Origin of the sequence: Faecalibacterium hominis (ex Afrizal et al. 2022) (assembly GCF_049545105.1) — a bacterium.
GTDB classification, from domain to species: domain Bacteria; phylum Bacillota; class Clostridia; order Oscillospirales; family Ruminococcaceae; genus Faecalibacterium; species Faecalibacterium duncaniae.
The window spans coordinates 1,244,086-1,270,511 of record NZ_CP186860.1; the positions used below are offsets into that span (position 1 = coordinate 1,244,086).

The window sequence follows — 26,426 nt, forward strand, 5'->3', positions numbered from 1 at the left end:
AATTAAATAATTCCACTGGCTTCTAACAGCACTTTGCTATACGGCTGCTGAAATACCGAAGGATCCCCGGAAAAAGTGACCTGCTCAACCAGTTTCGAACTCCGCATCACAAGAATTTCATCTGCCACTACTACAGCAAGTTCCATGTCGTGGGTAATGAAAATCAAAGTGAAGCCGACCTCTTTTTGGAGATCAATGATTTCCTCCACAATTTTTTTCCGAAGCGGCAGGTCAAAACCGTTTGTAGCTTCATCGAAAATTAAGCACTCCGGTTCCGCAGCCAACGCTCGTGCTATCGCAATACGCTTTTGCTCACCACCGGACAATTCCGAAGGAAGCCGTGCATAGTAGGACACCGGAAGATTACAAAGTGTCAGCAATTCTTCGCACCGCTTTTTCCGCCGCGCTTTGTCCATACCAAAAAAGCAGATCAGCGGTTCCTCAATGGATTTTCCTACAGACATCTTTGGATCCAATGCCGAAGCGGAATTTTGTTGGATAATCTGCACTCTCTTAAAATGTTCCTTCCGGGCTTTATAGCGCCTGCCATATAGCGGCATATTATCAAAATATACATTTCCGCCATCCGGTTTTTGCAGTCCAGCAATCATCCGTGCAAGTGTTGTTTTCCCAGAGCCAGATTCACCGACAATCGCATAACGTCCTCCATTTTTGAAAACGGCACTGATCGGCGATACCGCTGTAAATCTGTTTTGTGAAAACGAGCCTTCTGAAAAAGTACAGCTTAAATCTCTTGTTTCAATCAATCGTCACCCCTCCTTTCTAAACGGCACGCACCTAAGAGATAGGCGGTATATTCTTCTTTGGGAGCCTTGATAATTTCCTGAGTATTTCCAGCTTCAATTACTTTTCCGTGGTTCATTATCAGCAAATGATCGGAAAAGGAGGCGGCACGCAGATCGTGGGTAACAAAGAGTACAGACATACCCTCTGTGCAAAGTTTTTTCAGTTCCTTCATCAGCTCCATACGATTACAGGCATCAATAGCCGTGGTTGCTTCATCCGCAATTAAAATCTGCGGTTCATTGATAAGCGCAGCAGTTATCATCAACCGCTGCAGCATGCCGCCGGAAAGGGCAAAAGGATAACTTTTCAATATCCTGTCTGTATCCTCTAACCCCAGCCGCCGTAAAGTTTTGTCAAATAAAGTGTGCATTTCCGCTTTGGAAGAACGATCATGGTGCAGCCGATAGGTTTTCTCCAACTGCTTTCCTACACGTATCGAAGGATTGAAAGCTGTCATTGGATTTTGCATGATGAAACATATTTCTTTCCCATAGATCTGTTTTCGGTCCTTTTTGTGCAGGGCCAGAAGATCAATCCCTTGAAAAATAATCTGGCCCGTAGCCTGGTAAGCGGAACCAAGCAACCCCATAATCGCTTTGCAGATCGTTGTTTTTCCCGCACCTGAACTTCCGACAATCGAAAGCATTTCTCCCTTTTCAATTTGAAAAGATATGTTTTCTGCTACAGGCTCACCGGAGGGGAGAGAAATCGTAAGTTTTTTCACTTCAAGTGGCACTGATTTCGTCCTCCTTTCCAATCCTGTCACGCAGACCTTCGCCCAAGAGATTGAAACCGGCACAGCAGACAATCAAGCAGATACCGGGGTATATTATCAGGCTGGGATTGATGTAAATGCTGCTTCTGGCTTCATCCAGCATGGCGCCCCATTCCGGTGTGCCTGCAATCAAACCCACCCCCAAAAATGCAAAACTGGAAACAGACATAATCGCAGTTGCAATTCCGGTTGTAAAATAAACAATAAACTGTGGAAGCACATTTGGAATCAAATGGCGGGTCACAATACGAAAGTTAGAGGCACCGGAAATTTTGGAGGCTTCTATGTATTCTTTTCCACACTCTGTTTTTGCGTAAGAACGTACCATCCGCAAAAACCATGAAGCCATGGAAATGCCAATCGCAATTATGATGCTGGCAACCGAATCATCCACAGCCGAAACCAGCGACATCGCAATGACGATTAAAGGAAAAGCCATTAAAATATCGCACACCAGCCGCATGATTTCGTCCAATATACCGCCTTTATAGCTGGAATAACAGCCAACAAAAAGGGTTATCGCCGCAATGACAATCAACACAGGAATGGACAGGCCGAGAGAGTATCTTGCCCCATAAATCAGGCGTGACAATTCACACCGTCCCATCTGGTCGCAGCCCAAAGGGTATTCGGCAGATGGTGGTGCATTTTTCAAGGCAAGATTTGTTGCATTGGGATCATTGGGTGCCAATATGGGAGCGGCAACAGCCAATATTACAAAGAGGGCAATTAAGGCGATTCCTATCATAATTTGTGGTTTTCTTTTCATACACGCTTCCTCCTATATGCCGGGCATATCATACTGGAAAGGATGTCTGCTACTGTATTAAATAGAACGAAAAGAACTGCACACACCAAAATAGCCCCGGATATTCCATATACATCCATGCTTTCGCAGGATTCCATCAGATAGATTCCAAGCCCATCAATGGAAAACACGCTTTCCACCAAGGCAGATGTTCCAAACAATGCGGCACAGTATTGAGCGAATAAAGTGATTGCCGCAGGCAGAGCGTTACGCAAAACCTCTCCAAAAACAATCTGTGAATTAGAAAATCCCCTTGCTTTGGCATAAAGCACATAATCGCTTTTAAGTTCATTTAGAACAGAGGCGCGTAGCACTCTTGTCGATATACAGATGATTGGCACTGCCATAGCGATTGAGGGTAGTATCAGCGATTTTATGCTGCCATCTGCAATGACATGAAAAATCGGAATGTTCACTGCGAAAGCCGTCAAAAGAATAAGGGCCAGCCAAAAACTTGGGACGCAGATTCCAATGATACAGATAATCCGCGTTACATTGTCAAAGATACCATTCTTCCGTATCACCGAAATCGCCGATAGGATGACTGTAAACAAAATTACCCACGCCATTGCCATGACTATGACAGTACAAGTGACTGGCAGGGCAGCTTTTATGTTTTCAATCACCGGCTGCCTGTTTGTAATGGCAGTGCCCAGATCACCAGTTGCCACACCGGTTATGTAGTCAAAATATCTTTCGTGGAACGGCGCATCCAAACCAAGCTGTTCCCTCACTGCTTGAATTTGTTCCTCTGTAGCAAAAATACTGTTTTTCCTTACAATCATTTCCGCTGGATCCGTGCCAGTAAACACCTGCAAGCAGAAACTTAAAGTTACAACGCCCCAGATCACGATGATAAAACTAACGAGGCGTTTCAAAATTCTTCTCCCAATACTTCCCTTGTTTAACACATCCATGTCACTCGCTTTCTTTATATAGTTAGCAACGCCTAACCCATGACTTTGAAAAAGAGCCGCAACACTGCGGCTCTTTCATTAACTCTTATTGCCACCGGCTATTGTTAATTATAGCAGGCCGAAAAGGGTGGCTTCTATAACCAAGCGGGTGAATTTTTAATCCAATTAGCTCACCACGATTTGCAGCGATATGCAAACGGAGTAACGCCCATAATTGACTTAAAAGCGGCGGAAAACTTGCTTTGATTTTCATATCCGGCAGCCTCGGCTACTTCGCAGATACTAAGCTGTGGTTCGGAAACAAGCAGTTCCGCAGCAGCCTCCATACGCTTTATTTTCATAAAGGTACCTATCGAGTTGCCAGCGATAGAAGTAAAACACCGCTTCATGCTGGATTCTGCCACATGGAACATCTCTGCCAGTTGAGAGATCGTTATTTTGGAAAAAGGGTTCTCAATGATATATTGGTATGCTTGTTGTGTCCCTTTGGAAACATCCTCAGAAAACTGTCGGGGTTTTTTCACATAGCTGGCATCCAATAGGCTTAAAAACAGCAAAAGTTCGATCACTTTAATCCAGAAATACGGAATCCGGATTCTCTCATCCACCCGATAAAGTTCGCTGAAAATATGATCTATTTCATGCTTAGACTTAATCAAAAGAGAACGTCCATCACCACATAGAGTATCACGGATTTGCTGCAGGTTAATATCTCCTTGCCGAAAATCTGTATTGAGGGTCTTTTGAGCTCCTTCCATTTCTAAGAGAACAGTAATACCACGATATTTTTTTAACGGAATCCTTGAACCAACAAATAACTGTTGCCCTTTACAAAGATTACTAACCGATAAATCTCCTTCACCTAAAAAGCTAACAGAGCCACCGGCCAATTCACACTCATAGCATCCTTCCAGACAGTGATCGATTTGAAGAAAATCCTCTTTCGGAATTAAAGGTTGATAGCAGGAATCCATATTGAGATGATTATATGTTATCTGTATTCCAGGGGCCACATCATAACAGGTCATTTCTCCGGTTCCGGTATCTGTGCTTTGTTGAAGAATCAAATTTGCACTTTTTTCTTTTTTTTCAGGAAAATATATATCGTGAAGCTGTGATTGTTTCATCGCCGCTTCCATCAAATCACCCCATTTCATTCTTCTTGATTAGCCACAACTAACCACGATATATACTACTACATCCTCATTAAAAATGCAAGGTGTTAGCAAATCGGCAAGCAATGCAATCTTACGTAAGATTGCGTATTTAGCAGAAATCCCGTTCCCGGAATTCCTGCTAAATGCTTGTTGGTGACATATCCCCAAACCCCTGAAATCATTGCCGGTGGCAATGGCTGCGCATTCCGTTGGAACGCTGAAAGCGAAAAGCAGACAAACCTTATTGACGGGATTTTTCTGTGCTGCGCTGCGGTTGTGGCGGGGAAGAAATCTCCAATAGATATTCCACATTGGCCCGAACATTATGAAGTTCTTTCATATCATTTTTGGCCTGCTTATAGGCAGAATAGGCTTTCCGTTTTTGTTCCAGAAGGTCGGTGTATTCCTCCCGGAGAGATTTGACAGAGGGGAGCTTTTTGATTCCCAACTCGTCAAAATGATTCTTTGCCGCCTGGTGCAACAAAATTTCAGCCTCATGTGCTGTTCGGAATTTTTTGCTGTACCCGGCTTTGCGATATTCTACATAGACAGCCCTCGTTTTCGCATAGTTTACGATCTGCTTTTGCAGCTCGGCATTGGCATTCATTCTTGACTCCAGATCTTTGATCTGAACGGATAAGGTATTGAAATTAGTGGTAGTGGCGTTGGCTTTTTCCAGAAGATCCTCATAACCCATATCGCCATGTTCTTTTAAATAGAGCACTGCCTGAGAAAGCTGCTTTAGATTGAACACTTTTGCCCAGCGCTCATAACCAGGCCCCTTGCCGGAACGGATTGCAGCTTCAATATCAACCAGCAATCCAACTTTGGAAACCGTTTTTTTAGAAAAGGCATGGCGGGGTTTTACTGTCCGTGTACCGGCAATCCGTTTTTTGATGGCCTGTTCTGTATAATCGCCTTTGAGCGTATCGCATCGGGTATAATTTTCTTGTCCCGGAACTCGGAACCGAAGATGTTTTCTTTCACGGTTGACTTCCAGCCCAGCAGTTTCCAGCTTCTGTAGAAGTTCCTCAAAATCTTTTGGCTTTTCCTCTAATGCAGCATCAATAGCAATGCGTATCTGCTCCTGAAAGGAAGGCTGCTTTTTATTTCCCAGCCATGTGCCATAATGCTCCCGGCTGGGTTTCGGATTTTCTACAATCGAAAGTCCATGCTCCAAACACAGCTTGTCATTCATTCGCCGGATTGCCCAGGTAGAGCCCCAGAAGTTGCGAAATTTTTTCTGACAGTCCAGTGTAGTAGAGTTGATAATGATGTGATTATGGACATGGTGCTTATCCACATGGGTGCAGACAACAAAGGCATGGTTTCCTTTTGTGAGCTTCAGTGCCAGATCCCTGCCGATCTGATTAGCTTCTTCTGGCGTAACTTCGCCGGGCTTAAATGCCTGACGGAGATGGTAGGCGATCACATCATCTGCACCCTGATTTCTGCCGGTCAGATTTGCATACTGTCGTTTGGACAGAAGAAACTCTGCATCAGCAAGCCGGGTATCACACTCATAGCCATAAATGAATTTTCCAAAATCGGTTTTCTGCGGATTTTCTACATAATCAATAATATCTGAGATCGCAGTAGAGATATTCCGACCTTTTCCTACATGCAGAGGCATCAGTCTTGTGGTCGCTATTTTCGTCACCTCCTTAACTTAATTCCAATCAGAGAAGTTATAATTGCAGAAAAAGAGCGGGGCTGCCTATGCGCCCCGCCAAATCTGCTTAACCAAATATAAAATCCTTTAAGGCACTGTTTGCCCCGCCAATGATCCCTACCAGCCATGCAGCCGCCAGAGGCAGACCGTATGGACTGATAAGAAAGGCGATCATAAGCCATGCAAGACCCGGCAAAAATCCTGCGACAAAGAACAGCACCAATGCCGCCAGAAAGATGATCCCAGAAAGAATCCCAAGTACCGCACCGGAAAGAACCACTAAAAATTTACATACCAGATAAAGAATCCCCGTAACCAGCATAAAGGGAAGTGCCAGTAATTTACCTATCAAACGCATACGCTTTGCCTCCTTTCAGAAGGGCATCTGCCCTTATAAAAATTTTACCGTGACGGCAAAAAGAAAGCAACGGCTTTCCGGCTGTTTATGAAATGTTTGCAAATCCCCGGATCAGTTTGTCCATGCCATCCCAAAGGCTGTCCAGACGGGTGCGGATGTCATCTATATCTGCGGCATAAATATTGCCGGTCTCATTGGCCCGTCTGGTATATTGGTTTAAGTTATTGGAACAAATGCGGAGAAGCCGGATCATTTCCTGAATATCTCCCATATCAAGGTGAATGATGTAACCGTCTACGGCCATCTTTCGCAGATATGCCGACAGGTTGGTAATGCCAAGTTCCGCCATGCGTTCTTTTACCAGTTCGGCCTCCGGTTCGGACATGACAAATTCGACGCGGACGGATTTTTTGTTATGCCCGCCCTTCATCGTTCCAACCCTCTTTTATGAGATGAGACCTCCTGTGTTGAAACCACCGTCTTTGCTCTTTTGAGTTTTTCCCGCAGGGTGGTCTTTTCCAGCTTATCAAGATATTCCTCCAGATTTCCGGCTGTCGCATGATAGCTGCGTTTGAAGCGTTCCCGTTTTAGAATCATCATCAGCTCCGGCTCATTTTCCGGCAGATAAGTCATTGTTTTAGGGGCTCCATGCTCTGGCATAAACCGGTTCATAAGCTGTCTCCGTTCCTGATAGGGAATCGTGATAACATTTCCATCCGCAAATGCAACGGCTACATTTCCGATTGGACAGGTCAGCTTTTTCATCCGTTCCACATGTTCTCTATAATTTAGCGGATAGAGATTGCCAAATATTTTTCCGTCCCTGACTTCTTTCAAAGAGATGGCATAAGCCAAAACGGGATCATTTGTCTGTTCCTGGTAAAACCGCCACACTTTATTTTCATGGCTTCCATCCAGATAAACTTCCCGTTCGCGCAGGGTATAGGTTCCGCAAGGGCGTGACATCCAAAGAAGCTGTTTATCCTCTGAACGGTCTGACACAGCCAGTTTTGAAATCAGTTCCTTATCCAGGTCAAAGTCCTCTTTATAATGTTGGGTATGAAGATCTACGATACGGGAAAGAGCACCCAAAAGATCTACATCCTCAAATCTTACCCCGGCCATCAGCGTTCCCTTTCCGACACAGGAGGGATCATCTGCCTTGCTTCATGCTCCGGTTTGTCTGCTTTCAAACGGTCCATCAAAGACGGCTTTGCTTCCGGCACCAGCTCCCGGATTTCTTCATCCGTCTGTCCGTCTGTCAGATCCGGGCGCACAGGAGGTTCGTTGTTCAGCCTGCCATCCAGCATATTGTAGTTCCCGGTTTGTCCTTCCTCATAAAGTTCCGCATTGCGAAGATAACTTTCCGGCGCCTGAAACGGCTGTCCGGCAAACAGAATTTCTCTTTGGGTGGTAAACTGTGCAAGGACCCCATTTTGCAGTCTCGCAAATTCTTCATACTGGCGCAAGGTAAGCCCTCGTTCCAACATTTCCGTCTGGGTATGCGCCCAGCCTTCTCCATAAAGAAAATAATACATATCGGGCTGATCACAGACAAAACACAGGGAACCGTCCTGATTGTCATAGTAAGATGGCTGCATATCCTGGTAATGGCAACGTTCCTCACGCCCCAAATACACACGGTTGTCCGCACCCAGCATAGCGACCATACCCGCGTAATTACTATGGACCGCAGAGCGGATTTCTACCAGCGGATCTGTTTGAGAAGGAATCTGTCGGCCCGGAATCTCGTTTTGTTTTTCCGCTGCATCATTTCTTGGTATTACTTCTTCATGGCTGCGCGCATCCAGTTCCGGTTGAGATGTTCCTTTCCGAACAGCGCCGGGTTCCGGTTCTTTTTCTTTCACATAGTATCGGACATTTGCTGTCGTATGCTCGTTGGCTTCCTTTGCATAGTTTTCAGCGTCGGCTTTGCTATCAAACCCCAACGGTTTTCCATTTTCCTTGCACCAGCTTTGTGCCGGTCCGAAAATAGAAGTGCTGCTTCGTACTGCCCATACACCATAGGTCCGTTTCCTTTCCATTTCGCATCCCTCCTTATCGTTCCTGCTGTTTGGAAGTTTGTTGCTTTTTTACTGGGTCTGCCGGTTTTGTTGCCTTTAGCTGCTGACGGAGAGAATTCTTATGCTCCGGTTCGGAATCTGTGATGTTGACATATTCGCCAATGATACAGAGCGCTTCTCCATAACTGCCGGAAGCAAATACCCGGTCAGACATTTCTTTTGCCTGTTCTTTTAGACCATGCTCCCGCAAAGTACGGGAAGCAATACCAAGCAGATTAAAAATGTTCCCATCTGCTCCGATCAGAGGGCAGTCCGGTTTATCTGCCAATGGTTCCGGTGTTTCTATAAATCCGCCTAAATAATTCGGCACAAAGTCCGACAGCCATGTGCCGCCATAGACTTCATGGGTCTGTAAACGCCACAGGGCAAGTTTCCCTATATCCAGTTTCACATCATCAAAAGGGTAAAGCAGACAGGTCAGTTCTCCGTGCTGAAAAGCAAACACATTTTCAAACTGGCTGCCATCTTTCAATATGCCTGCATTTGTCAGCATTTCGTTGATCCCGTCCACCCATTCTGTCAGATCTCCGCCGCAGCCCTGTAAAATCAGTCCTTCCTTATCCGGCATACGGCGAAGATCCTCTGCAGTAATCGTGTTGATATTCAAAAAATCGCCTCCTATCGTTTTTGTTAAAATATAAGTTTTGTCCGCAACTTAACCTCATTTCAAAGCACCGGAGTATTCTTATACAGCTCCCTTAAAAACAGATGCGAATAGCCATTGAAAATCAAGGACTTTTGGGGCTAAGTTGCGGACATATCATGGTTGGTTTTGCCGCTGCCGGCGTTTGCGTTTCCGCTCGGATTTCCGTCTTGCATAGACCCGGCAGGCATCGGAGCAATATGCCTGGCTGGTTATAGGAAGATATGATTTTCCACACACAGAGCATATTTTCTGTCTCATGGAGGTGTCCCCGCCGGTAATGGCTGATTCCAGTGCTGCATCCACCGGCAACACCGCTTTTTCAAAGTACCGGCAATAAGCACCGGTCCACCATTTATTCAGCATGTAGCAAGGGCTGTCCAGGGGAAGGCAGATCTTATCCTGAGAGTCATAGTTGGCGCAAAGCTCTGTAACCAGCTTTCGGATTGCAGACTGCTCCGAGCGTTTTAATTCCCTCTCTGCCATAATGCCTACCTTTCCGGGTCACTGCTTTGTCTGCCGCCGGAAATTCCGGTTGCATCAGTAACATTCCTGGACTGTGAAAGGGCATCGGCGATAGAGTTCCGCTTTTTCTGTTTTGGTTCATGGTAAATAAAAAGTTCGTTTTTTCCCGGTACATACAACAAGCCATTTTCTTCGCAGCGGAAAATATCACATTCTTTGTCAGTTGAAACAGCATAAAACCCTCTATAATCAAAGGGTACCTTTTGCCGCTCCTGATAGGTACACAGCCCTAAGTTGGGGTCACTTGCCAGCCGTTTCGATATGGCGAAAAAGTCGCCTTCTTTTTTGTAAAATTTTCGTATGGGCGTGAAGTGATAACCTCCATATTCAAAGGTTTTTCGATCAATCATTTGCGCCTGCCTTTCTTTACGGGAAATTCCAGCTTGAAATTCACATATTTACCGCCGGTATCATCCAGGATCACTTCCGCATCATAGGTCCTTCCTGTTTTTTCACTGTAAAGCCCGGACATAGAAATGCGGCCCTCTTTCAAAAGAGCCGCTGCCACAGACTTTGTGATAGATTTTTTCTTGCTGGAAAAGAAACGGTTATCTTTCCAAAGAGCAAAAGAACATTCCCTGTTGCCGCAGAAAAAACCTTTCTTTCCTTCAAATACCGGGGCACCGCAGCGGGGACATACCCCCACGGCTTCGTGTGCAGTTCCTTTGGAAGAAGGAAACAGATCCGCAAAACGTTCTTCCGGGGTAGTATGTTCTTTTACCAGCGTCCGGCTCATATCTGCAATCTGATCCATAAAAGATGTTGCCGACAGTTCGCCATGTTCCACTTGTTTCAGCATGGATTCCCATTCTGCAGTTAAGATGGGAGATTTGATATTGTCCGGCAGGACTGCGATCAGGTTCTTTCCTTTTTCCGTAGGAATGAGCTGCTTTTTCTTTCGCTGTACAAATCCGGCAGAAACCAGCTTTTCCAGTGTTGCCGCACGGGTAGCCGGAGTACCCAATCCTTTACGCTCGGCATCTTCCGGCATATCTTCCGCACCGGCAGTCTCCATAGCGGACAGCAGTGTGTCCTCCGTATAGTGTTTCGGCGGTGAAGTTTTCCCTTCACGGAGACTTGCTGATACAGCTTCAAAAGTCTGTCCTTCCTGCAGCACAGGGAGAGCGACAGCTTCATTTTCTTTGTGTTCCGTTTCACTCTGCCTGATACTCATACGGTGAATCCGTTCCACCTCTTTCCAGCCGGACTGTAAAATAGTCTTTCCTTTTGCCGTAAAAGTATATCCCTGGCAGTCCAATATAGCGGTGACCGCTTCAAATCGGTGTACCTGCGTTGTGGCACAAAGCAGTCTGACGGCAAGCAGGGTAAGCACATCCCGCTCCCCGGAAGGAAGCTCTGACAGGTCTGTCCGTGCGATTTCCACAGTTGGGATAATGGCATGGTGGTCAGTCACTTTGCTGTCATCTGTTACCCGGTCAATGTCCGGCTCTCCGGCGTAGCCTTTTCCAAAGATCATATTGTCACGCAGCCACAGGATCAGGGAAGCGGCGGTTGCCTGCATGTCCTTCGTCAAATACTGGCTGTCCGTTCTCGGATAGGTTGCCAGCTTCTTTTCATAGAGAGATTGCACATAATCAAGGGTCTGTTGAGCCGTATAGCCATAAATACGGTTACATTCCCTTTGCAGAGTTGTAAGGTCATAAAGGCGGGGAGGCTGTATAGTTTTTACCTGCTTTTCCACAGAACGCACAAAAGCGGAGTTGTGGTCACAGTCCATACGGATTTTTTCAGCCTCGGATCGTTCCGTCATTTTTTCGCCGGAAGCAGTAAAACCTCCGCAGGTGATTTCCGGCACATAAAAAGGCTTACTGATGAAGGATTCAATATCCGACTCACGCTGTACCAAAAGTGCCAGTGTCGGTGACATAACACGGCCGACATTTAGGGTGACACCATACAGGACAGAAAAAAGCCGGGTGGCATTGATCCCGATCAGCCAGTCGGCTCCTGCCCGGCAGACCGCCGCATCATAGAGCTTATCGTAATCACTGCCGGGGTGGAGATGGTCAAAGCCCTCACGGATCGCCGCATCCTCCATACTGGAAATCCAAAGGCGCTCCATAGGCTTTTTACATCCGGCATATTCATAGACCAGACGGAAGATCAGTTCTCCTTCTCGTCCGGCATCCGTAGCGCATACCACGGAATCCACCCGTTTGTCCTTCATCAATCGGCACAAAAGGGCAAGCTGCGTTTTCTTATCCTTTGGCACTTCATATTTCCAGTTTTCCGGTAGGATCGGAAGATCCTCATACCGCCATTTGGCGTACTGTTCTTTGTAAGCCTCCGGCTGTGCCAGTTCCAAAAGATGTCCCACGCACCAGCTCACCAGATAGCCGGAACCCTCGAGATAACCGTCTTTTCTTTCCGTTGCGCCTAATACTGCTGCCAGTGACATAGCAACAGAGGGCTTTTCTGCAATCACAAGTTTCAATTTTTATTCCTCCTTCATAGTTTCAAATTCTTTATCCGCAAGTTTTCCGGTTTGCATAAGACACATCAACATAACGCCGGAAGCCATTCCTCCGGCAAAGGTAAGGAAATGTGAAATCAGGTTCCACATAAGCATTCCTCCTAAAAATGGGTAAAGAAAAACGCCCACTTCAAAGTGAGCGCATCAACAGGTATCTATTTTGTTTTTGGTTTCAAGTGATCCGGCAGGACGATTTCTCCAACTGGGATTTCCCGCAGTTCCTTCTTCATCCGATGGGTAAAGCGGATCGTCTTTGCTGTACCTCCGGTTTCCCGTCCGTCATATACAGCGATCACTCGGTCGGAGTGTTCCACCATATAACGATTTCTGTGGGAGTAGACGCTTGGGAGATATTTTTCCTGTATCACAACAACATCCGCACAAGCCTCCAGCAGTTCACGGGTTCTTGTTTTCTTATTTAGGCTGTCCAGACGCTTGCGGTAAGGGATCACTGCGATCAGCTCCAGTGCCGGGGTGGTCTGCTTTCTTTCCAGCACCAGCTCCACAAAATACTGGTCTACGCCATCTGCAAAACCGCTCATAAAACAGGTGAACCCATCTGTAACAGCAGCATCGATCTCATGTGCCAAGGCTGTTTTTATTTTGTTGATCTCATTCTGCGGTAAATCCCTGTGTCCGGTAACACAGCAAGTTTTTCCTTTCATCGGTCATCCCTCCATCTGATAGGTAAAATTCTTCACTTTTCATATAGTAATAGATTTAATTTAGCAAGTCAACGATAATACCCTTTTTCCTTTTGCGGATAATAAAGGGGGCGTGAGGTACAATCTATTACAGAATGGGAGGTGAAGGCGATGTATGAAGATTTTGTCCCGGAACGATTAGCGAAGCTGCGGACACAAAAAGGAGTTTCCGCACGCGATATGTCTTTATCGTTAGGTCAGGCAAACAACTACATCAATAATATTGAGAATAAAAAGTCACTTCCCGCTATGCAGTCTTTTTTCTACATCTGCGAATATCTGGGTGTGACACCGCAGGAATTCTTTGATGAAGGAAATACCTACCCGGAAACCTTAAAGGAATTCATTGCAGAGGCAAGACAGCTTGATCCTCAATCCATGCAATATATCCTCGGTATTATGAAAGAACTCAATAGCAGAAAGTAAGCGGTCACGGTAATGGCCGCTTTTTTCGTGACTTTCTTTATTATATTTTATAATGTTCTCGAAATGTCCGCTCCCTATACCGATAAGTATTCAAAAACTGTTCTCCAAACAGCCTTTTTCTATTCGCCGGTACTGCCAAAGCTGCCGGTTCCTCGTTCTGTTCCCAGATCGGTTACAAAATCCGCAATGACGATCGGCGTGATCACAAGCTGCCCGATACGGGCTCCCTTAAAAAGAGACTGCGCCTGATTGCTTACATTGCTGATGATCGCATGGATCTCTCCACGGTAGCCGGAATCCACAGGCGGCAGTGCACAGACCAGACCTTTTACCGCCATGCTGGTACGGGGAAAGATATATCCCGCATATCCATCCGGTATTTCCAGTCCAAAACCCAAAGGAATTTTGGCGATTTCTCCGGGCTGTAAGGTACAGTCATAGGGCAGATAAACATCCGCTCCGGCATCATTGCCATGCGGACGGTAAGGACGCTGGTGCTCCGGTACGCCAAAGTCGATCAGTTTTATTTTCATCGGCAGTCTCCTTCCCAAAGAGCAGGATAATCTTTTTCCAAAATATCCTCTGGCGTCATATTTGCCTGCAGTTTTCGTCCGCAGGTCATTTTCCCTTCCAGACATCGATCCATCTGACAAAAAGGCCCGGTCAGTGATGGGGCAAACAAAGTAGGGCTTAGTTCATAAAGTTCTTTCCAGACCTTTAGCAGCACGATCCTTGTTTCATCTGTATTTCTCCGGCATACCCGCTGGCTGATGATATGTTTCCACTGATAAGGGGTGGCGCTGATGAGCAGTACATTCCGCAATCCCTGGGGCGTGGCATAGCCGGCCGCATCGTGCCCGCTTCCGGCAGTGCACAGGGCTTCATAACATTTCATGCTTTCATTACAGCTTTTTAAGTACAGTTCCCGTACCACTGCCGAAGCCGTCATAATAGAATACGGGACAGCGAAATCCGCCTGTCCCGTATAGTTGCTGTACTGCAGCGATGCACTCATAAATTTTACTTCGTTCTGGTGGCGGGTGATCTGCGCCAGAAAACGCCTGCTGGCGCCGACAATGGCTACCGTGATCACCGCAAATTTCTGGATGGTAGGATGGGGAAGCGCCCCCATAGCTGCTACTGTCTGAACGCTGAATGATTTTTCGTAGAGCTCCATCAGGTCGTCCATTGAGGCAATCTTATGTCCCTGCTGGGTAAGCCTTGCCGCAAAGACCATGTTTTTTTCTGCTTCCGCTACCGCCTGGCAGTTCAAAATTTTTACTTCAATCTGTTTAATTGGTATGTCCCTCCTTTACAATCGCTTTCAGTAAGAACAGATAGTTAAGACTGTCTGTGATCTTTTCGTCCCATGTGTCCATCGGATAAACCACTTCTTCGGCAAAGCACATATCGTATAGAGAAACAATATGCTTTGCCAGCATACCGGCAAGGGCACGCTGGGGCGTTGTGTGCTGTAAAGCTGCCGCTGCCTTAAATGCACCCAGCCGGTCCGGGTCATCCCCGGTGTATTCTTTGGTTTTCCGTTTCAAGGTATCAGCACAGAGCCGCACCTGTTCGTCAAAAACGGCATTGACTTCATTTTGCGTAATATAGCATCCCTCCTTTGAAAACAAGAAACCGGCTATTCTAAAGCATCTTAGAATAGCCGGCAAATAAATGGATATGTAATTGTTTATAGTGTATTGATCTCTTTTTCCAGTTCCTGGACCGCTGCTATGACTGTCTCAAATGTCGGAACATCCCCATACAACATATCCTGCATAGAGTTATAGTCCGCTTCCAATGCTGCAAACCGATATTCCGGCGGGAGTAATTTTAATGTGCCCGGCACAGCCTCCGGGTACTTCGCCCATGATCTGGGATAGAATTTCATTTTGAAATCTACAACTTTCTTCAGGAGGTCAAGCCTGGAAAAAGCAGCTTCTTTAACCGGTGTTGCAGCCATGCGGTAGAGATCATAATAATGTCTGGAATACCGCTGCGGCATTTCCAAATGTTCCGGTCTGTTCGCTTCATGGTGCAGGATTGTGGCTTTTTCCCAGAAGGTCCGTTCCGGGGCAACGGTAAGGATTGCAGTTTCTTTTTGCTCAAAAATCTTCGGATAATATTTTGCCGCGTAAGGTTCGATCTGCGCTGTTTTTGCAGGAGTCCACGCTGCCAGCGCACCAATCTCTAAACGGATCACCTGTAAGGTCGCCGTATTTGTAAAAAGGTGCGGATAGGCGAAAATGACCGTCTGTTTATCCTTTTCATCTATGTAGACATTTGCTTCACAACCGATTTCCTGGGATAAGCCGGCTTTGACTGCCGGGCAGAATGTTTCGGACAGAAATACCTCCGCACGCGCATTGGCTTCTTTGTTAAAAGCATCCTGTTTTGTATTGGAACGTTTCTCCCATGGTTCATCTTTGCCATATCCCAATACACGCCAGTCCAGAATCAAATCAATATCTTCTGAAAACCGGCTGATCAGGTGAAAGGCTTTTGAAAGGCTGGTACCTCCCTTAAAGGTGATGGACTCTTTCCATGGTGAGCGGTGAAATAAATAATCCAGCGTAAAACATACCCAAAAGTCTTTTTCTACGATGGCATCATTCAGTCCCATTTTATCTGCTGTATTTCTGAACAGCTCCCTGCGGTCGTTATCTGAAAGTCTTGCTATATTTCTCATTGTACCTTTTCACCTCCACAAATCTGTCGTATCGTATCGTAAACCCAATCCGTAGACTCTGTTGCTTCCTTCAAACAAGCCTGTTTATCCTTGTCTGTCAGTTTTTCGGAAAGCATCTGTATGACTTCTGGCGTAACATTCGATTTGCCAAGCGTTTTTAATGCCTGTATAACCAAACTTGTCATATAGGACAATCCGGTAATCTCCTTATTGGTCCGGTGCTTAAATTCCAGCTTTGTAGAGTTCCACTCGTAGGTCTTATATGGACCATCGCTGATATAGGACCATACTGCTGTTACCTGTGTTGAAAGACCTAACAGGTTCAATGCTGTATTCCCACATGGGGCAATCGTCCAGTGATAACTTCGTGCCAATGCGTTCGCCACCGCTTCCGGGTCTGCCGCCACATATTCATCCAGAAGTTTGCTATATTTTGGTTTTTCATAAACACCTTTCAAAATGCGGCGAAGCATACCTGCCTGTGTAAGCCGGTTTAAGTTCCGTCTTATGGTTTCCGTATCGGCAATATCCGCAAAATCAGAACTGATGAAAATAGTTCCTTCCGCCGCTGCTTTTATCTGCTCCTGAATCTGTTTGGAATAGCCATTTGCCATATTGCTCACCTCCTTTTGTCCCGAATATTATATATTATTCGGGACAAATTTTCAATAGGCTTCAAGAGTTTTAGCAATAGTATTCCACATAGAACAGAATTTATACATCAGTTTCAAATTTTATATCAGGAGATGGGAACTATCGTATTCTTATTTTGTCCCGAATATTGTGTATTATTCGGGACATTTTAAGCACTCGGCAGGTAGATCCAGTCGTGCATCAGGCACACGCTGGGTTCGTCCTCCCTTGGAACCAGACGGTAGGTACATTCCCCATAGACCGTGCGTTTGTCCTCGATCTCCATGCCATAGGCTTTATAAAAGCGGTATTCCAGATTGGAGATGATACAGCGCAGGGTTTGCAGAGCCTCCCTCTGAGCTGATACGATCAGGTCACGGTCAATGCTGCGCTTCAAAAACAGCAGCGACTTGTAAAGCTGTACCTCTGTGCGGTAAGGGCGGCAGTCTTTCGTTTCCAGCCATCCGCAAAAAGCGACCGGTCCGCTCTGGATCACACTGCGGTCCGGGTGATAATACTCGTAGCAGTCCAGGTTTGCCGTATTCAGAAGATAGAGCATTTCCCGGACTTCATTTTCCGGCATGTCGTAAAACCGCAAAAGTGAGCGGTAAAGATGGACATAGCCGGGAATGGAAATAATGGTATTTACCATAAAATAAAATCCTCCTTGTAAACAGCAGGTGCGGGAGCTTTTGCCCCCGCACCGTCTAAAATCTATATTTCGTTATCTACTTTCACGAGTTTTCCCATGACAAGGAAGCGTCCTGTGCCGCCCGGCGTACAGGTAGAAAGGGTCAGTACCTTATCGCTGCAGGTCACAGTCACATCACTTTCCACCGCAGAACGTTCCTTCATAGCTGTAAGCCAGGTAGTATAAGCACCGTCATCCTTCCAGGAAAGCTGCCAGGGAGAAGTTTCACTGCCGGATTCTTCCGGCTTTGCTGCAAAAGCCGCAAAGATCTCCATGACATAACCACCCTTCGGAGTAACGAGATACATCTGCCTGTGAGCATCAAAGTAACTTTGTTCATCGTACCGGTTCAGCAGCGCAAACATGGAACCATCCCGCATATTATGACCATAAATGATCGTATTGCGGTCTGAAAAATCTGCCCGGTTTTCATAATCGGCAAACAGGCAGCCAACCTTGTTATAGGTTCCGTCATAAAGATGGTTCAGGTAATATTCGTTGTTGTCGGTCTGCGTTACCGGATAATTGAGCACCGTATCAGGAAGGGAAAGCCATCCGATGATGTCCGGTCCATTTTCACGGAGCGTTTCAAAGTCTACCGAAGGCAGGACAATATCGGTATCGTCCCGTTTTGGTTCTGTCGGATCGGGTGCCGACTCCGGGGAAGCTGTCTGCTCCGGTACTTCCACATATCCGGCAAGATCTCGATAGGCATCTTTACTCTCAGCATACTGGTTCAAGTCACGGAACACCAAAAAACCGCTGCCAAGAGCCACCAGAACGCAGAGTGAAAGGACAGAAACCCCGACAGCCGTTCTTTTCAGGGAAGTCCTGCTGTATTTTCCCTTTTTGAAATAATACACAGCAAATACGCTGCCGCCGATCAGTGCGGCTGCCAGCAGTCCGCCATACAGGAAAATATACGGATCATCCCCGGTCTGCGGTACCGGCTTTTGAGGGGTGGAAGGATTGGAGGGAACAGAAGGCTTTTCCGGGTTCTTTGGGTTATCCGGCTTTTCCGGTTTTTCATTAAAGAACTGGACCGTAGATGTCTGATCTGCCTTGATCTCCACCGTAGCGGCATCAGGAATGATGTAATCCTTGCTTGCCCGGTTTGCAACTTCTGTTACGGTATAAATACCGACACGAAGGCCCTTAACTTCAATCACGCCGGATTTTGGAGTGGTGAATGTCTCGCAGTAGGAGCCGTCCGCACTCTTAACCTCGATGGCAAAACCATCTTTGCGCCCGTCGCTGGAATCCTTTGTGATCTTTAAGTTGCCGCGGTAAGCCTCATTGGTAAATCCGTGCCCGGCTTCTCCATTTTCCACAACTGCGACCTGTCCATCTTCTGTGATGGAAAAATAGTAAGCGTTTGAGTCAGGCTGATAGCCCTCCGGCGCTTTGCTTTCTTTGATAAAGTAGCCGCCAGCCAGAAGGTTTTCCGCCGTATGATAGCCTGCATCGGTTTCTTTCAGCGTACCGATCTTTTGATCGTCAGGATCATATTCCTGGTTGGCGTTGGAATCCGCATACAGGTCAAACACTGCACCGGACAGGAAGCGCAGGAAAGAATTCTTGTCTTTCTTATCCTCCTTTTCCACAGGGGAAGGTTCCTCCACAGCTTCGGTTTTGGTTACCTGAACACTGCCGCGGATCAGGGTGTTTTCCACACGGATCTCGATATGCTGTCCGTCTGCACCGATATATACATGGTGCTGCTGCGGGCTTACCGTATAAAGGTCAGGGGCAGAGATCTCCTTGACGATCCAGTGTCCGTAAGGAATGTTCTCAAAGGAAAAACTGCCGTCTTTTCCGGTAATAGCAGTAAGCAGCGCATTTTCTTCAGTAAATTCTTCGGTATCAGGTCTAAACAGACCCATGAGCGCACCGGCAAGCGTGACATCCTCGCCGCCTTCCGGGTTTTCCCCGACTTTTACACCGTCTACACGCCCACGGAGAAGTTCATTGGAAACAGCCTCGCCTTCATTGACAAGGATCTGTACCAGGGCGGTTTCCTGACCAGCATACTCAAAGACAACCGGATATTCCTGATCCGAAAGGATATAGGCGCCGTTGGTTGTGCGTTCCTTGACATAATAGCTGCCAAAAGGCAGGTCGGAAGCGAAGGAAGCGCTGTAACCGCCGGATTCCACAGACGAAACAGAGACCACTTCCAGAAGTCCACCTGCCGGGATCACGCTGCCATCTGTCGCCGTCAGGTCTGCGGAAGCATAAAGTCCAAAGGAAATATCCTTATATTCCTCGTTCATGCCAAGACCGAACAGGTCATCGGTCTCCATTGCCTTGAAAAGTGTGACATCCACTTTCTGGCGTTCGTCATAAAGACCGGCCGCTGTCTGTGTAACCTCTACGGTCTCACCCGCATAGGTCAGTTCCACATATTCCGGTTGAGGATTCAGCACACAGCCGGAAGGAGCCTGACGTTCCTCCAGCCGGTAACGGCCGAGATAAAGGGGCCCGCTTTTTGCTGAACCGTCCTCGCCGGTCGTAAGTGTTTCCACAACCGTATCTTTTGCTGCCCGCAAGGTACCGTCACCGGTATAAATATCTTCATCTGCGATCACATCATAGACCGCTCCGGGAAGTCCGGCAACCTCATATACCGGTTGGTACAGTCCGTCGTTTTCCTGGACAGAAGCAAATACTTCTCCGGTCTTTGTGATGGTAAGCTGGCCTTTCTGCGGCATATTGTACTGCGTGACCGTCACAACCGCCTCGCTGCCGTCAATGGTAAACGGTACCGGCTGGTCGGAAAGCACATAGCCGTAAGGAGCAGCTACCTCATAAAGTTCATAATCCCCGGCGGCCAAAGGCTCCGGCAGCATCAGCCAGCCCTCGTCAGAAACATAGAAGGTATCCAGTGTTTCCGGGTTCGGATAGTAGACGGTCTGGGTGATAAATTCCCCGGTGGAAAGATCCTTGATCTGAAAACCGGTTCCGGTCACAGGGATAATCTTTCCGGTCTCTGCGTCACATTTTTCAACTTTCAGACGGGCTGTGATGGTGCGGTTGTTCAGGATATAGCTGTAAGTCTTTCCGTCAGAGGAAATGAATACCGTAAAGTCCGGGACAAAGGCTTTGCCTTCCTCGCCTGCGATTTGATGGACCGTATAATGCCCATACGGAAGCGGTTTACTGGAAGCAAAACCATCCGCATCCGTGGTAAGAAGGTCGCGTTCACTTTCCTTTGCCGCGTCATAGCTTCCGGCTGCCTTTAAGTAAATTTCAAAGACTGCGCCTGCTTCCGGGCGTTCGATGATACCGGCATTGGGATCGTCGGTATTTTCGCCCTCAGGCACATCCGGGTCCAGGTCATCGGTGTGCTTGACAAGCTGGATATTTCCGTAAATAACCGTTTCCGTCACCTGATTTTCTGTGGTATTGAGTTCCACTTCATACAGGGAAGGGGATGCACCCACTTCATAAACGGTTTCATTCAGAAGATACCCGGTGCTCGGTTCGATCTCCCGGATCGTCCAGCTATCCCCGCACACATAATAGCGAGTCATAAAGCTGCCATCCGGCCCGGTAGTATAAGTGTCGATCAGTTCGCCATCACGGAAGATCCCATAGGTCGCCCCTGCAAGCGTGGCGTCCCCCTGGGCATTTCCGGTATCAGCGTCGCTCTTTACCACATGGACGCGGAACTTCTTCAGGATATTGCTGAAATGTACCGAAGAAGTTTGCCCGCTTTCAATGGTCACGTACTGTGCGGAAGGGGTCACATAGCGGTCCACCGGCAGCTCTTTTACCAGATAGGTTCCCGGCAGGAGCTTCTTTTCAATCTGGCCGTTTTCTCCGGTCGTGACTTCCTCATTGACTTCATTTCCCAAAATGTCCGTACCGGAAATATGGAAGGTGATACCGGAAACAATGCCGTCCTCACTGGTCTTGACAAGTTTTGCAGTACCGTAAGTTTCCGTTTTGATCTTTACAAAGAAGGAAACCGGATCGCTGGCGCCGGTCATCATGGTCTGGTAGCCTGGTCTGCCCCAGATCAGCATGTCATTTGCCACCGGGATATTCTTTCGGAATTCAAACAGCACCGGATCCATCATCATCTGCCTGCTGGTAAAGGTGTATTCATTTCCGTTTCTTGTCACAGAAACGCCGCTGCCTTTCAAAGCCTCCAGGTCGATCTTCAAGTTGTTGGTATCTGTGACCGTCAGGGTATAGACCTTTTTTTCTACATCCCATTTCAGTTCCAGTTCCGGTGCTTCGCTTTTCTTAGAAGAAGTAAAGGAAGGGACTGTGGAATGGGAAGCGACCTGTGCCAGAATCCAGTCATAGGCTTTTTCAGCCGGTCGTCCGGCGATCACGCTGAAATACTGGTCACCATCTGCGTGGCCGTTTCCGTGGCGGTTGTACGGATCGCTTCTAAGCTGCTGCTGGTATTCCCAAAGGATGATCTGGGTTGCCATCTTATAGTCATCCTCGTTGATTCCGGAAACAGGGAGCGCCGCACCGGGTTTCCAGCCATAGATCGCAGTCAGGGTGATCCCCCTCCTTGCCTCGGCAGGAAGCAGGTTCAGGTATTGGCTGTTGGTCCCGCTTTCCGAAACATAGGTATTTTCCGAAGTATGGTAAGGAATCCCGCTCTCCACACAGTAAACCTGGTGGCTGATCCCGTCAGAATCCGTCAGCATATAGTGCCGGTAAGCATTGCCCCCGGAACTGGTGTGTACATCGATGGTTCCGTCTGCATGGTAGGCAAGATAGGTGTAAGGCGCCGGGGCACGGTAGTGGTTCCCATCAGAGCCCACATACTGGTCGCCCAGCCAGGAGCTTGCCGTCTGTCCGACAGACATGGCAAAAGCCTGAGCCGGAAGAAGCCCCAAAATGCTTGCCATACAAAGCAAAAACGCCAACAGCTTGCGAAAGCCGCGGCGTCTGGTTATGATATGTTCCATGAAAAAATCCTCACTTTCATAAAATCTAAAAGGACAGCCTTATTTGCTGTCCTTGTCGTCAAAATCATCCTCGGAAAGATATTCCGGTTCCCCGTATGCCTCATCCGGGTCAAAGCCTTCGCCATAACCGTCATCCTCAAATTCCGCATCGTCCTCGGCCTGCTGTTTCGGACGCACGATTTTTACATAGTAACCGATCCCGCCGACCGCAAGTAAGGCAGCAAGGATAAACAGGATCGTGCCGACGCTGCCGGTTTCTTTCTTCGGCTTTTCCGGTTCTGCCGGTTTTTCAGTTTCCGCCGGCTTTTCTTTTCCTTTGCAGCCATTTAAGTCATTTTTGCAGACCGGACAGCCAGTATTAACCTTTCCTGCCTCACATTTTTCTGTGCAGTTGCAGCTTTCTTCCTGGGGAATCATGCTCATGCTGCCATTGTTCTTTTCTGCAAGCGCCATCAGGTCGGACTCTGTGACGCCGTTTAAGAAGTAGACATTGTTATCTTCCCGTTTCCCGTCGATCACCAGATAAAAGACATTGCCCGCGTCCGTAGTGATGGTGTAAAACTGCTTTTCCCCATCCGTACCGCTGATGTTGTCCTGTACCGTTCCGGTGCCTTCCGGGGTAAATGCACCTTCCGGGATCGCAGAAGTATTTTCCTGCTGTCCGGTACTGTTATCTGAACCGGAAGAATTTCCGCCGCCGGAGGGGGTTGCAGCGTTTGAGCCGGAAGGTTTTTCTTCCTTAGGCGGTTTTGTCTGTGTACCGGACGGACTCTGGGGTGCTGCCGTAGCAGGTTTCTTTTCAGGAGCCGGTTCTTTGTAATACGGATTATCCAGCTTTACCACATCAGAACGGTTGCCGGCATAATCTTTTGCGTATATGCTTACCTGTTTTTCTGTTCCGGCATAATCTTTCAGTGCGACCGACGCTTTCCCGTCGGTGAGGGAGTTGATACGGTTTTCATCAACAAAGACCGCCTCCACGCCGGATAGATCGTCACTGCTTTCTATTTTCAGGGCATCGCCCTCCATGGAAGCAGTCAGCGTTGGCGGTGTGGTGTCTTTGGAACCGCCGGCATGAGCCGTTACAGGTAATGCGCTGACACTTACAAGAAGCGTAAGCGCCAGCAGCAGGGAAAGTTTTTTAAGCCTCATGCACATCCTCCTTCTCCTGCGGTAAAACAGTTTCCGAAGGGGCTGCCTGCTGTGATTTCAAAAAATCCGCAAGCTGCTGGGGCGTCAGTTTGAAACTGCGCGCCACCGCTACATAATCGGTATTTTCCAGCTCTGTTTTCTGTTCCTCCAGCTTATGGAGCTTTGCCTGCATTTCCGCAATCTTTGTTTTGGTCTTTTCAATTTCCTTTTCCAGTTTTTCAATTTTAGGATTCAATTTATTACCTCCAATCTGTTAAGGCAGACGCCCAAATGTATAAAAATGCTGCTGCCAGTAGCTTGTATTGATGTTTGCATAAGAAATCGGGTCTCCACAGTGGATCATCATTCCATTTCCCACATAGATCCCTACATGGCTTGCGCCGCTGGTGTTGTAGGTCCCCTGGAAGAAGATCAGGTCGCCCGGTTTTGCATCCGCACTTGATACCGGCGTACATACACCTAAAAGACCATCCGCGGTCAGCCTTCCGAAATTCCAGCCAACGCCGCAGTTGTTGATCACCCAGGACACATAGCCGGAACAGTCAAAGGAAGTGGAAGGGCTTGCGCCTCCCCATACATACGGATAGCCAAGATATTTTTCCGCCTCGGCCATCATTGCGGCAAACTGTTCATCCGCAAGGGCTTCCGGTGGAATGTCATAATCGAAGTAGTTTCCTGTGCCGCCTGAACCAACTTCCGGCAGGTGCCGTTCGCTGGTATCGCCGGTACCGGCAAAATACAGGGGATTCAAATACTGGCCGTCAACCAGGACTTCTAAGTGCAGGTGGGCCCCGGTAGAATTTCCGGTATTCCCGACCTTTGCGATCACATCCCCGGCTTTGACCTCCTGCCCGGCAGAAACAAGGATCTGGGAACAGTGCCCGTATTTGGTCGTCAGGGTATGTCCTTCGTATGCCTCGCCTTCAATAGCGACACACAAGCCATAACCGCCGGCATTTCCCGCAAGGGTGACCGTTCCGTCATGCCCGGCAAGGATCTCTGTGCCCTCCGGCATCCCGATGTCCACACCGGTGTGATAGTTCTTTTCCCCACTGATGGGATGTACCCGGTAGCCGTAATAACTGGTCACATAAGGGAGCCAGTTGGTGCCAAAGACATTTTTGACATACTGGCGGTTTCCTTTTGTCTGCAGCAGGATCTCGCAGATCTCTTTCTGGTCTGCGTTCATCCGGGAAACGACCAGGTTTTCTAGAGGTGTGACTGTGAGCTTGACATTTAAGATGCGCCATTCATAAGGCACTTCCTTCTGGGTTTCTTCCCCGGTTTCCGGATCAACGGAAGTTTCGGTGCGGTAACGGATCTCGGTTTCTTCTGAAAAGGACAGGGTATATTGTTCCTGGAAAAGCTGCCGCAGCACGCTTTCCACTTCATCGTAAGTAAATCCCTGATAAGCAGAAGTCAGATACCCCATCAGCACATACGGGTCATGCTCGATTGCGCCCAGGTTATACCGGTATTCGTCATAGCCGGGGCGGTCTGATTCCACCCGGTCTATTTCCATTTGCAGATCCGTTTCCCATTCGGTATAGGTAAGCTCCGCCTGGTTGATGTCCTGATCATCTGCAAGATAGGTAGAAGCAGCCAGACTTCCCAAACCGCCGGTCCCGATATTGGAGAACGTGGAAAACAGGGATGTGATCAGGAAAATTACCAAAAGGAGAAGCAGGAGGACAAGGCAGATTACAGGGTGCCGTTTGACCGCATGGACAATACCGACGCTGACCCTCTCTGTTGCGACTGCGGCATTTTTTGCCTGTTTCCCGGCTTCACGGGCAGCCTTGGCATACTGCCTTTTCAGTTTTTGTTTCTGCCATATCCGGGCAATCGCATGTTTCTTCAGCTCCGGGTGGTCGCTAAGAGCCTGCCGGTAAGCAAGTCTTGCGTTTGCTTTTGCTGATTTTTGCTGTAATTTCGCTGCCTTTCGGTAGGGGGCAGTTTTATGCCGGTGATATGCCGTGCGAAGCCCTGCCTCGCCCACAAGTTCAGAGCGGTGGGCTGCCTTGATGCCCACATTTTCATCCTCTGCCTCATAAATCTTTTTATGAGCGTAACCAATGGCAGTATTGGCGCCCGCCTTGACCGGACGCAGGGGTACAGGTCCTTTTACATGGACCTTTTGGGATTTGACCTCCTTTTCAAATTTTAAGTGTTTTTTGGCTTTTCCGGTCTCCGGGTCGGAAACCGTCTCCATGCGCAGTTTCTTCCGGGCAGGTAGACGATTTTGCGCCTGCTCTGCTTTTTGTGCAGTCCGTTCCGCCTTCCGTCTTGCATGGGTGAGCTTTTTATCCTTTGTCTCCGGCGGTAGTTCATCCGCAGTAAATTCCAGCTTGGATGTTTTCGGCGGTTCGCTATCCATACCCTTTTCCTTCTGCGCTGCCTGTTCCTCCGCCTGTGCCGCTTCCTGAAAACGCTGCTGATATTTGTTCCCATGCTGGTGTGTTCGGTAACGGTGTTCCTGACCGGATCTGTCTGTGCCGTTCGGTGGGGCTGAGCCTTCGGAAGAAGGAGCATATTTTCCGGTATCATGGTCTGTCACATCCTCTGTTACAAAAGAACGCTTGGAAGCCTCCTGCCGGAAATTGCTTCGCACGTTGTCCTGTATCGGGGGCGCTGTCCTGGTAGCATCCGGTGTCTCAAAGTGTTCCGAAAAACCATCCAAAGCGTTTGCATACGCTTCGCCCTGTTCCAGCAAGGACGCCGGTGTTTCCGGTGACAGATGGGAAAATTCCGTCTGTACAGGGATGTCCTGCCTGTGTGTCTTGCCGTTGACAGAAGAAGGGGTGTCCCGTGCCCTGCGCAGGTCAAAATCCTGTTCGGTCTGCCTGGCTGCCGGTTGATCCTCCCCGTGGGAATCACGCACCGGCATCCGGGTATCTTTGCGCTTCCTTTGAAATTCCCTGTCGTGTGCCATTGTTCTCACCTCCGATCCATTT

27 protein-coding genes are annotated in these 26,426 nt (G+C 47.9%); 1 reads left to right on the forward strand and 26 read right to left on the reverse strand.

Annotation, left to right across the window (positions count from 1 at the left end):
• Nucleotides 1-2: 2 nt before the first annotated feature.
• The 16 genes from ACKXGA_RS05955 to ACKXGA_RS06030 all read right to left on the reverse strand — a co-directional run bounded on the left by ACKXGA_RS05955 (nt 3) and on the right by ACKXGA_RS06030 (nt 12,905).
• Nucleotides 3-767: an ABC transporter ATP-binding protein gene (locus tag ACKXGA_RS05955; RefSeq protein ID WP_158424859.1), complete on the reverse strand. Its 765-nt coding sequence runs from the start codon at nt 765-767 to the stop codon at nt 3-5.
• Nucleotides 764-1,543 (reverse strand): ABC transporter ATP-binding protein, encoded by a 780-nt coding sequence (locus tag ACKXGA_RS05960; RefSeq protein WP_067536916.1) that lies wholly within the window; start codon nt 1,541-1,543, stop codon nt 764-766. Before ACKXGA_RS05960 ends, ACKXGA_RS05955 begins: the two co-directional genes overlap by 4 nt.
• On the reverse strand, nt 1,533-2,351 hold the full coding sequence (locus ACKXGA_RS05965; protein WP_067536912.1) for an ABC transporter permease: 819 nt from the start codon (nt 2,349-2,351) through the stop codon (nt 1,533-1,535). Before ACKXGA_RS05965 ends, ACKXGA_RS05960 begins: the two co-directional genes overlap by 11 nt.
• On the reverse strand, nt 2,348-3,307 hold the full coding sequence (locus ACKXGA_RS05970; protein WP_067536909.1) for an ABC transporter permease: 960 nt from the start codon (nt 3,305-3,307) through the stop codon (nt 2,348-2,350). Before ACKXGA_RS05970 ends, ACKXGA_RS05965 begins: the two co-directional genes overlap by 4 nt.
• Nucleotides 3,308-3,477: 170 nt before the next feature.
• Nucleotides 3,478-4,464: a helix-turn-helix domain-containing protein gene (locus tag ACKXGA_RS05975; protein ID WP_082907428.1), complete on the reverse strand. Its 987-nt coding sequence runs from the start codon at nt 4,462-4,464 to the stop codon at nt 3,478-3,480.
• 241 nt (nt 4,465-4,705) lie between these two features.
• Nucleotides 4,706-6,115: a relaxase/mobilization nuclease domain-containing protein gene (locus ACKXGA_RS05980; protein ID WP_158424997.1), complete on the reverse strand. Its 1,410-nt coding sequence runs from the start codon at nt 6,113-6,115 to the stop codon at nt 4,706-4,708.
• An 88-nt stretch (nt 6,116-6,203) separates the two neighbouring features.
• Nucleotides 6,204-6,494 carry a CD1845 family protein gene (locus tag ACKXGA_RS05985; RefSeq protein WP_005361132.1) on the reverse strand — a complete coding sequence of 97 codons (291 nt, stop codon included), beginning with the start codon at nt 6,492-6,494 and terminating at the stop codon, nt 6,204-6,206.
• Nucleotides 6,495-6,579: 85 nt separating this feature from the next.
• On the reverse strand, nt 6,580-6,924 hold the full coding sequence (locus ACKXGA_RS05990; RefSeq protein ID WP_005361131.1) for a plasmid mobilization protein: 345 nt from the start codon (nt 6,922-6,924) through the stop codon (nt 6,580-6,582).
• Nucleotides 6,921-7,586, reverse strand: coding sequence for a hypothetical protein (locus tag ACKXGA_RS05995; RefSeq protein WP_347565377.1), 666 nt, complete (start codon nt 7,584-7,586; stop codon nt 6,921-6,923). The genes ACKXGA_RS05990 and ACKXGA_RS05995 overlap by 4 nt, the downstream gene beginning before the upstream one ends.
• 32 nt (nt 7,587-7,618) lie before the next feature.
• Nucleotides 7,619-8,539: a DUF4316 domain-containing protein gene (locus ACKXGA_RS06000; protein ID WP_158424858.1), complete on the reverse strand. Its 921-nt coding sequence runs from the start codon at nt 8,537-8,539 to the stop codon at nt 7,619-7,621.
• Between the two features lie 13 nt (nt 8,540-8,552).
• The gene (locus ACKXGA_RS06005) at nt 8,553-9,185 is read right to left on the reverse strand and encodes a hypothetical protein (protein ID WP_064785839.1); all 633 of its coding nucleotides are present in this window, start codon (nt 9,183-9,185) and stop codon (nt 8,553-8,555) included.
• 153 nt (nt 9,186-9,338) lie between these two features.
• On the reverse strand, nt 9,339-9,707 hold the full coding sequence (locus ACKXGA_RS06010; protein WP_158424857.1) for a cysteine-rich VLP protein: 369 nt from the start codon (nt 9,705-9,707) through the stop codon (nt 9,339-9,341).
• A gap of 5 nt (nt 9,708-9,712) precedes the next feature.
• On the reverse strand, nt 9,713-10,096 hold the full coding sequence (locus ACKXGA_RS06015; protein WP_015542944.1) for a hypothetical protein: 384 nt from the start codon (nt 10,094-10,096) through the stop codon (nt 9,713-9,715).
• The gene (locus tag ACKXGA_RS06020) at nt 10,093-12,201 is read right to left on the reverse strand and encodes a DNA topoisomerase 3 (protein ID WP_158424856.1); all 2,109 of its coding nucleotides are present in this window, start codon (nt 12,199-12,201) and stop codon (nt 10,093-10,095) included. The genes ACKXGA_RS06015 and ACKXGA_RS06020 overlap by 4 nt, the downstream gene beginning before the upstream one ends.
• Before the next feature lie 3 nt (nt 12,202-12,204).
• Nucleotides 12,205-12,330 carry a DUF3789 domain-containing protein gene (locus ACKXGA_RS06025; RefSeq protein WP_081017347.1) on the reverse strand — a complete coding sequence of 42 codons (126 nt, stop codon included), beginning with the start codon at nt 12,328-12,330 and terminating at the stop codon, nt 12,205-12,207.
• 65 nt (nt 12,331-12,395) lie between these two features.
• Nucleotides 12,396-12,905 (reverse strand): SLOG family protein, encoded by a 510-nt coding sequence (locus ACKXGA_RS06030; protein ID WP_025577925.1) that lies wholly within the window; start codon nt 12,903-12,905, stop codon nt 12,396-12,398.
• A gap of 150 nt (nt 12,906-13,055) precedes the next feature.
• Between ACKXGA_RS06030 and ACKXGA_RS06035 the strand changes: the two genes are divergently transcribed.
• Nucleotides 13,056-13,370, forward strand: coding sequence for a helix-turn-helix domain-containing protein (locus ACKXGA_RS06035; RefSeq protein ID WP_005361112.1), 315 nt, complete (start codon nt 13,056-13,058; stop codon nt 13,368-13,370).
• Nucleotides 13,371-13,489: 119 nt separating this feature from the next.
• Here the strand turns inward: ACKXGA_RS06035 and ACKXGA_RS06040 are convergent, their stop codons facing one another.
• The 10 genes from ACKXGA_RS06040 to ACKXGA_RS06085 all read right to left on the reverse strand — a co-directional run bounded on the left by ACKXGA_RS06040 (nt 13,490) and on the right by ACKXGA_RS06085 (nt 26,404).
• Nucleotides 13,490-13,903, reverse strand: a complete 414-nt coding sequence (locus ACKXGA_RS06040) for a dUTP diphosphatase (protein ID WP_158424855.1) — start codon at nt 13,901-13,903, stop codon at nt 13,490-13,492.
• A complete protein-coding gene (locus tag ACKXGA_RS06045; RefSeq protein ID WP_262591003.1) occupies nt 13,900-14,667 on the reverse strand; it encodes an FAD-dependent thymidylate synthase in 768 nt (255 codons plus the stop codon). Before ACKXGA_RS06045 ends, ACKXGA_RS06040 begins: the two co-directional genes overlap by 4 nt.
• Nucleotides 14,663-14,980, reverse strand: coding sequence for a hypothetical protein (locus ACKXGA_RS06050; RefSeq protein WP_029676883.1), 318 nt, complete (start codon nt 14,978-14,980; stop codon nt 14,663-14,665). Before ACKXGA_RS06050 ends, ACKXGA_RS06045 begins: the two co-directional genes overlap by 5 nt.
• Before the next feature lie 83 nt (nt 14,981-15,063).
• Nucleotides 15,064-16,062, reverse strand: coding sequence for a nucleotidyl transferase AbiEii/AbiGii toxin family protein (locus ACKXGA_RS06055; RefSeq protein ID WP_025577928.1), 999 nt, complete (start codon nt 16,060-16,062; stop codon nt 15,064-15,066).
• Complete coding sequence (locus tag ACKXGA_RS06060) at nt 16,059-16,676, reverse strand: DUF6088 family protein (RefSeq protein ID WP_025577929.1); 618 nt, start codon at nt 16,674-16,676, stop codon at nt 16,059-16,061. Before ACKXGA_RS06060 ends, ACKXGA_RS06055 begins: the two co-directional genes overlap by 4 nt.
• Before the next feature lie 188 nt (nt 16,677-16,864).
• Nucleotides 16,865-17,347, reverse strand: a complete 483-nt coding sequence (locus ACKXGA_RS06065) for a hypothetical protein (protein WP_025577932.1) — start codon at nt 17,345-17,347, stop codon at nt 16,865-16,867.
• A 62-nt stretch (nt 17,348-17,409) separates the two neighbouring features.
• Entirely contained in the window at nt 17,410-22,260 is a 4,851-nt protein-coding gene (gene srtB / locus ACKXGA_RS06070) for a class B sortase (RefSeq protein WP_423730282.1), read from the reverse strand.
• Between the two features lie 99 nt (nt 22,261-22,359).
• Nucleotides 22,360-23,472, reverse strand: coding sequence for a DUF4366 domain-containing protein (locus ACKXGA_RS06075; protein WP_055156909.1), 1,113 nt, complete (start codon nt 23,470-23,472; stop codon nt 22,360-22,362).
• A complete protein-coding gene (locus tag ACKXGA_RS06080; RefSeq protein WP_025577937.1) occupies nt 23,462-23,707 on the reverse strand; it encodes a DUF4315 family protein in 246 nt (81 codons plus the stop codon). Before ACKXGA_RS06080 ends, ACKXGA_RS06075 begins: the two co-directional genes overlap by 11 nt.
• 18 nt (nt 23,708-23,725) lie before the next feature.
• Nucleotides 23,726-26,404: a CD1108 family mobile element protein gene (locus tag ACKXGA_RS06085; protein ID WP_158424852.1), complete on the reverse strand. Its 2,679-nt coding sequence runs from the start codon at nt 26,402-26,404 to the stop codon at nt 23,726-23,728.
• Nucleotides 26,405-26,426: the final 22 nt, after the last annotated feature.

Coding starts and splice junctions, on each gene's coding strand:
- ACKXGA_RS05965 (WP_067536912.1), bottom strand. CDS start 2,351: ATGAAAAGAAAACCACAAATTATGATAGGAATCGCCTTAATTGCCCTC.
- ACKXGA_RS05970 (WP_067536909.1), bottom strand. CDS start 3,307: ATGGATGTGTTAAACAAGGGAAGTATTGGGAGAAGAATTTTGAAACGC.
- ACKXGA_RS05975 (WP_082907428.1), bottom strand. CDS start 4,464: ATGAAATGGGGTGATTTGATGGAAGCGGCGATGAAACAATCACAGCTT.
- ACKXGA_RS05985 (WP_005361132.1), bottom strand. CDS start 6,494: ATGCGTTTGATAGGTAAATTACTGGCACTTCCCTTTATGCTGGTTACG.
- ACKXGA_RS05990 (WP_005361131.1), bottom strand. CDS start 6,924: ATGAAGGGCGGGCATAACAAAAAATCCGTCCGCGTCGAATTTGTCATG.
- ACKXGA_RS06000 (WP_158424858.1), bottom strand. CDS start 8,539: ATGGAAAGGAAACGGACCTATGGTGTATGGGCAGTACGAAGCAGCACT.
- ACKXGA_RS06010 (WP_158424857.1), bottom strand. CDS start 9,707: ATGGCAGAGAGGGAATTAAAACGCTCGGAGCAGTCTGCAATCCGAAAG.
- ACKXGA_RS06015 (WP_015542944.1), bottom strand. CDS start 10,096: ATGATTGATCGAAAAACCTTTGAATATGGAGGTTATCACTTCACGCCC.
- ACKXGA_RS06025 (WP_081017347.1), bottom strand. CDS start 12,330: ATGTGGAACCTGATTTCACATTTCCTTACCTTTGCCGGAGGAATGGCT.
- ACKXGA_RS06030 (WP_025577925.1), bottom strand. CDS start 12,905: ATGAAAGGAAAAACTTGCTGTGTTACCGGACACAGGGATTTACCGCAG.
- ACKXGA_RS06035 (WP_005361112.1), top strand. CDS start 13,056: ATGTATGAAGATTTTGTCCCGGAACGATTAGCGAAGCTGCGGACACAA.
- ACKXGA_RS06040 (WP_158424855.1), bottom strand. CDS start 13,903: ATGAAAATAAAACTGATCGACTTTGGCGTACCGGAGCACCAGCGTCCT.
- ACKXGA_RS06055 (WP_025577928.1), bottom strand. CDS start 16,062: ATGAGAAATATAGCAAGACTTTCAGATAACGACCGCAGGGAGCTGTTC.
- ACKXGA_RS06060 (WP_025577929.1), bottom strand. CDS start 16,676: ATGGCAAATGGCTATTCCAAACAGATTCAGGAGCAGATAAAAGCAGCG.
- ACKXGA_RS06065 (WP_025577932.1), bottom strand. CDS start 17,347: ATGGTAAATACCATTATTTCCATTCCCGGCTATGTCCATCTTTACCGC.
- srtB (WP_423730282.1), bottom strand. CDS start 22,260: ATGGCAAGCATTTTGGGGCTTCTTCCGGCTCAGGCTTTTGCCATGTCT.
- ACKXGA_RS06075 (WP_055156909.1), bottom strand. CDS start 23,472: ATGAGGCTTAAAAAACTTTCCCTGCTGCTGGCGCTTACGCTTCTTGTA.
- ACKXGA_RS06085 (WP_158424852.1), bottom strand. CDS start 26,404: ATGGCACACGACAGGGAATTTCAAAGGAAGCGCAAAGATACCCGGATG.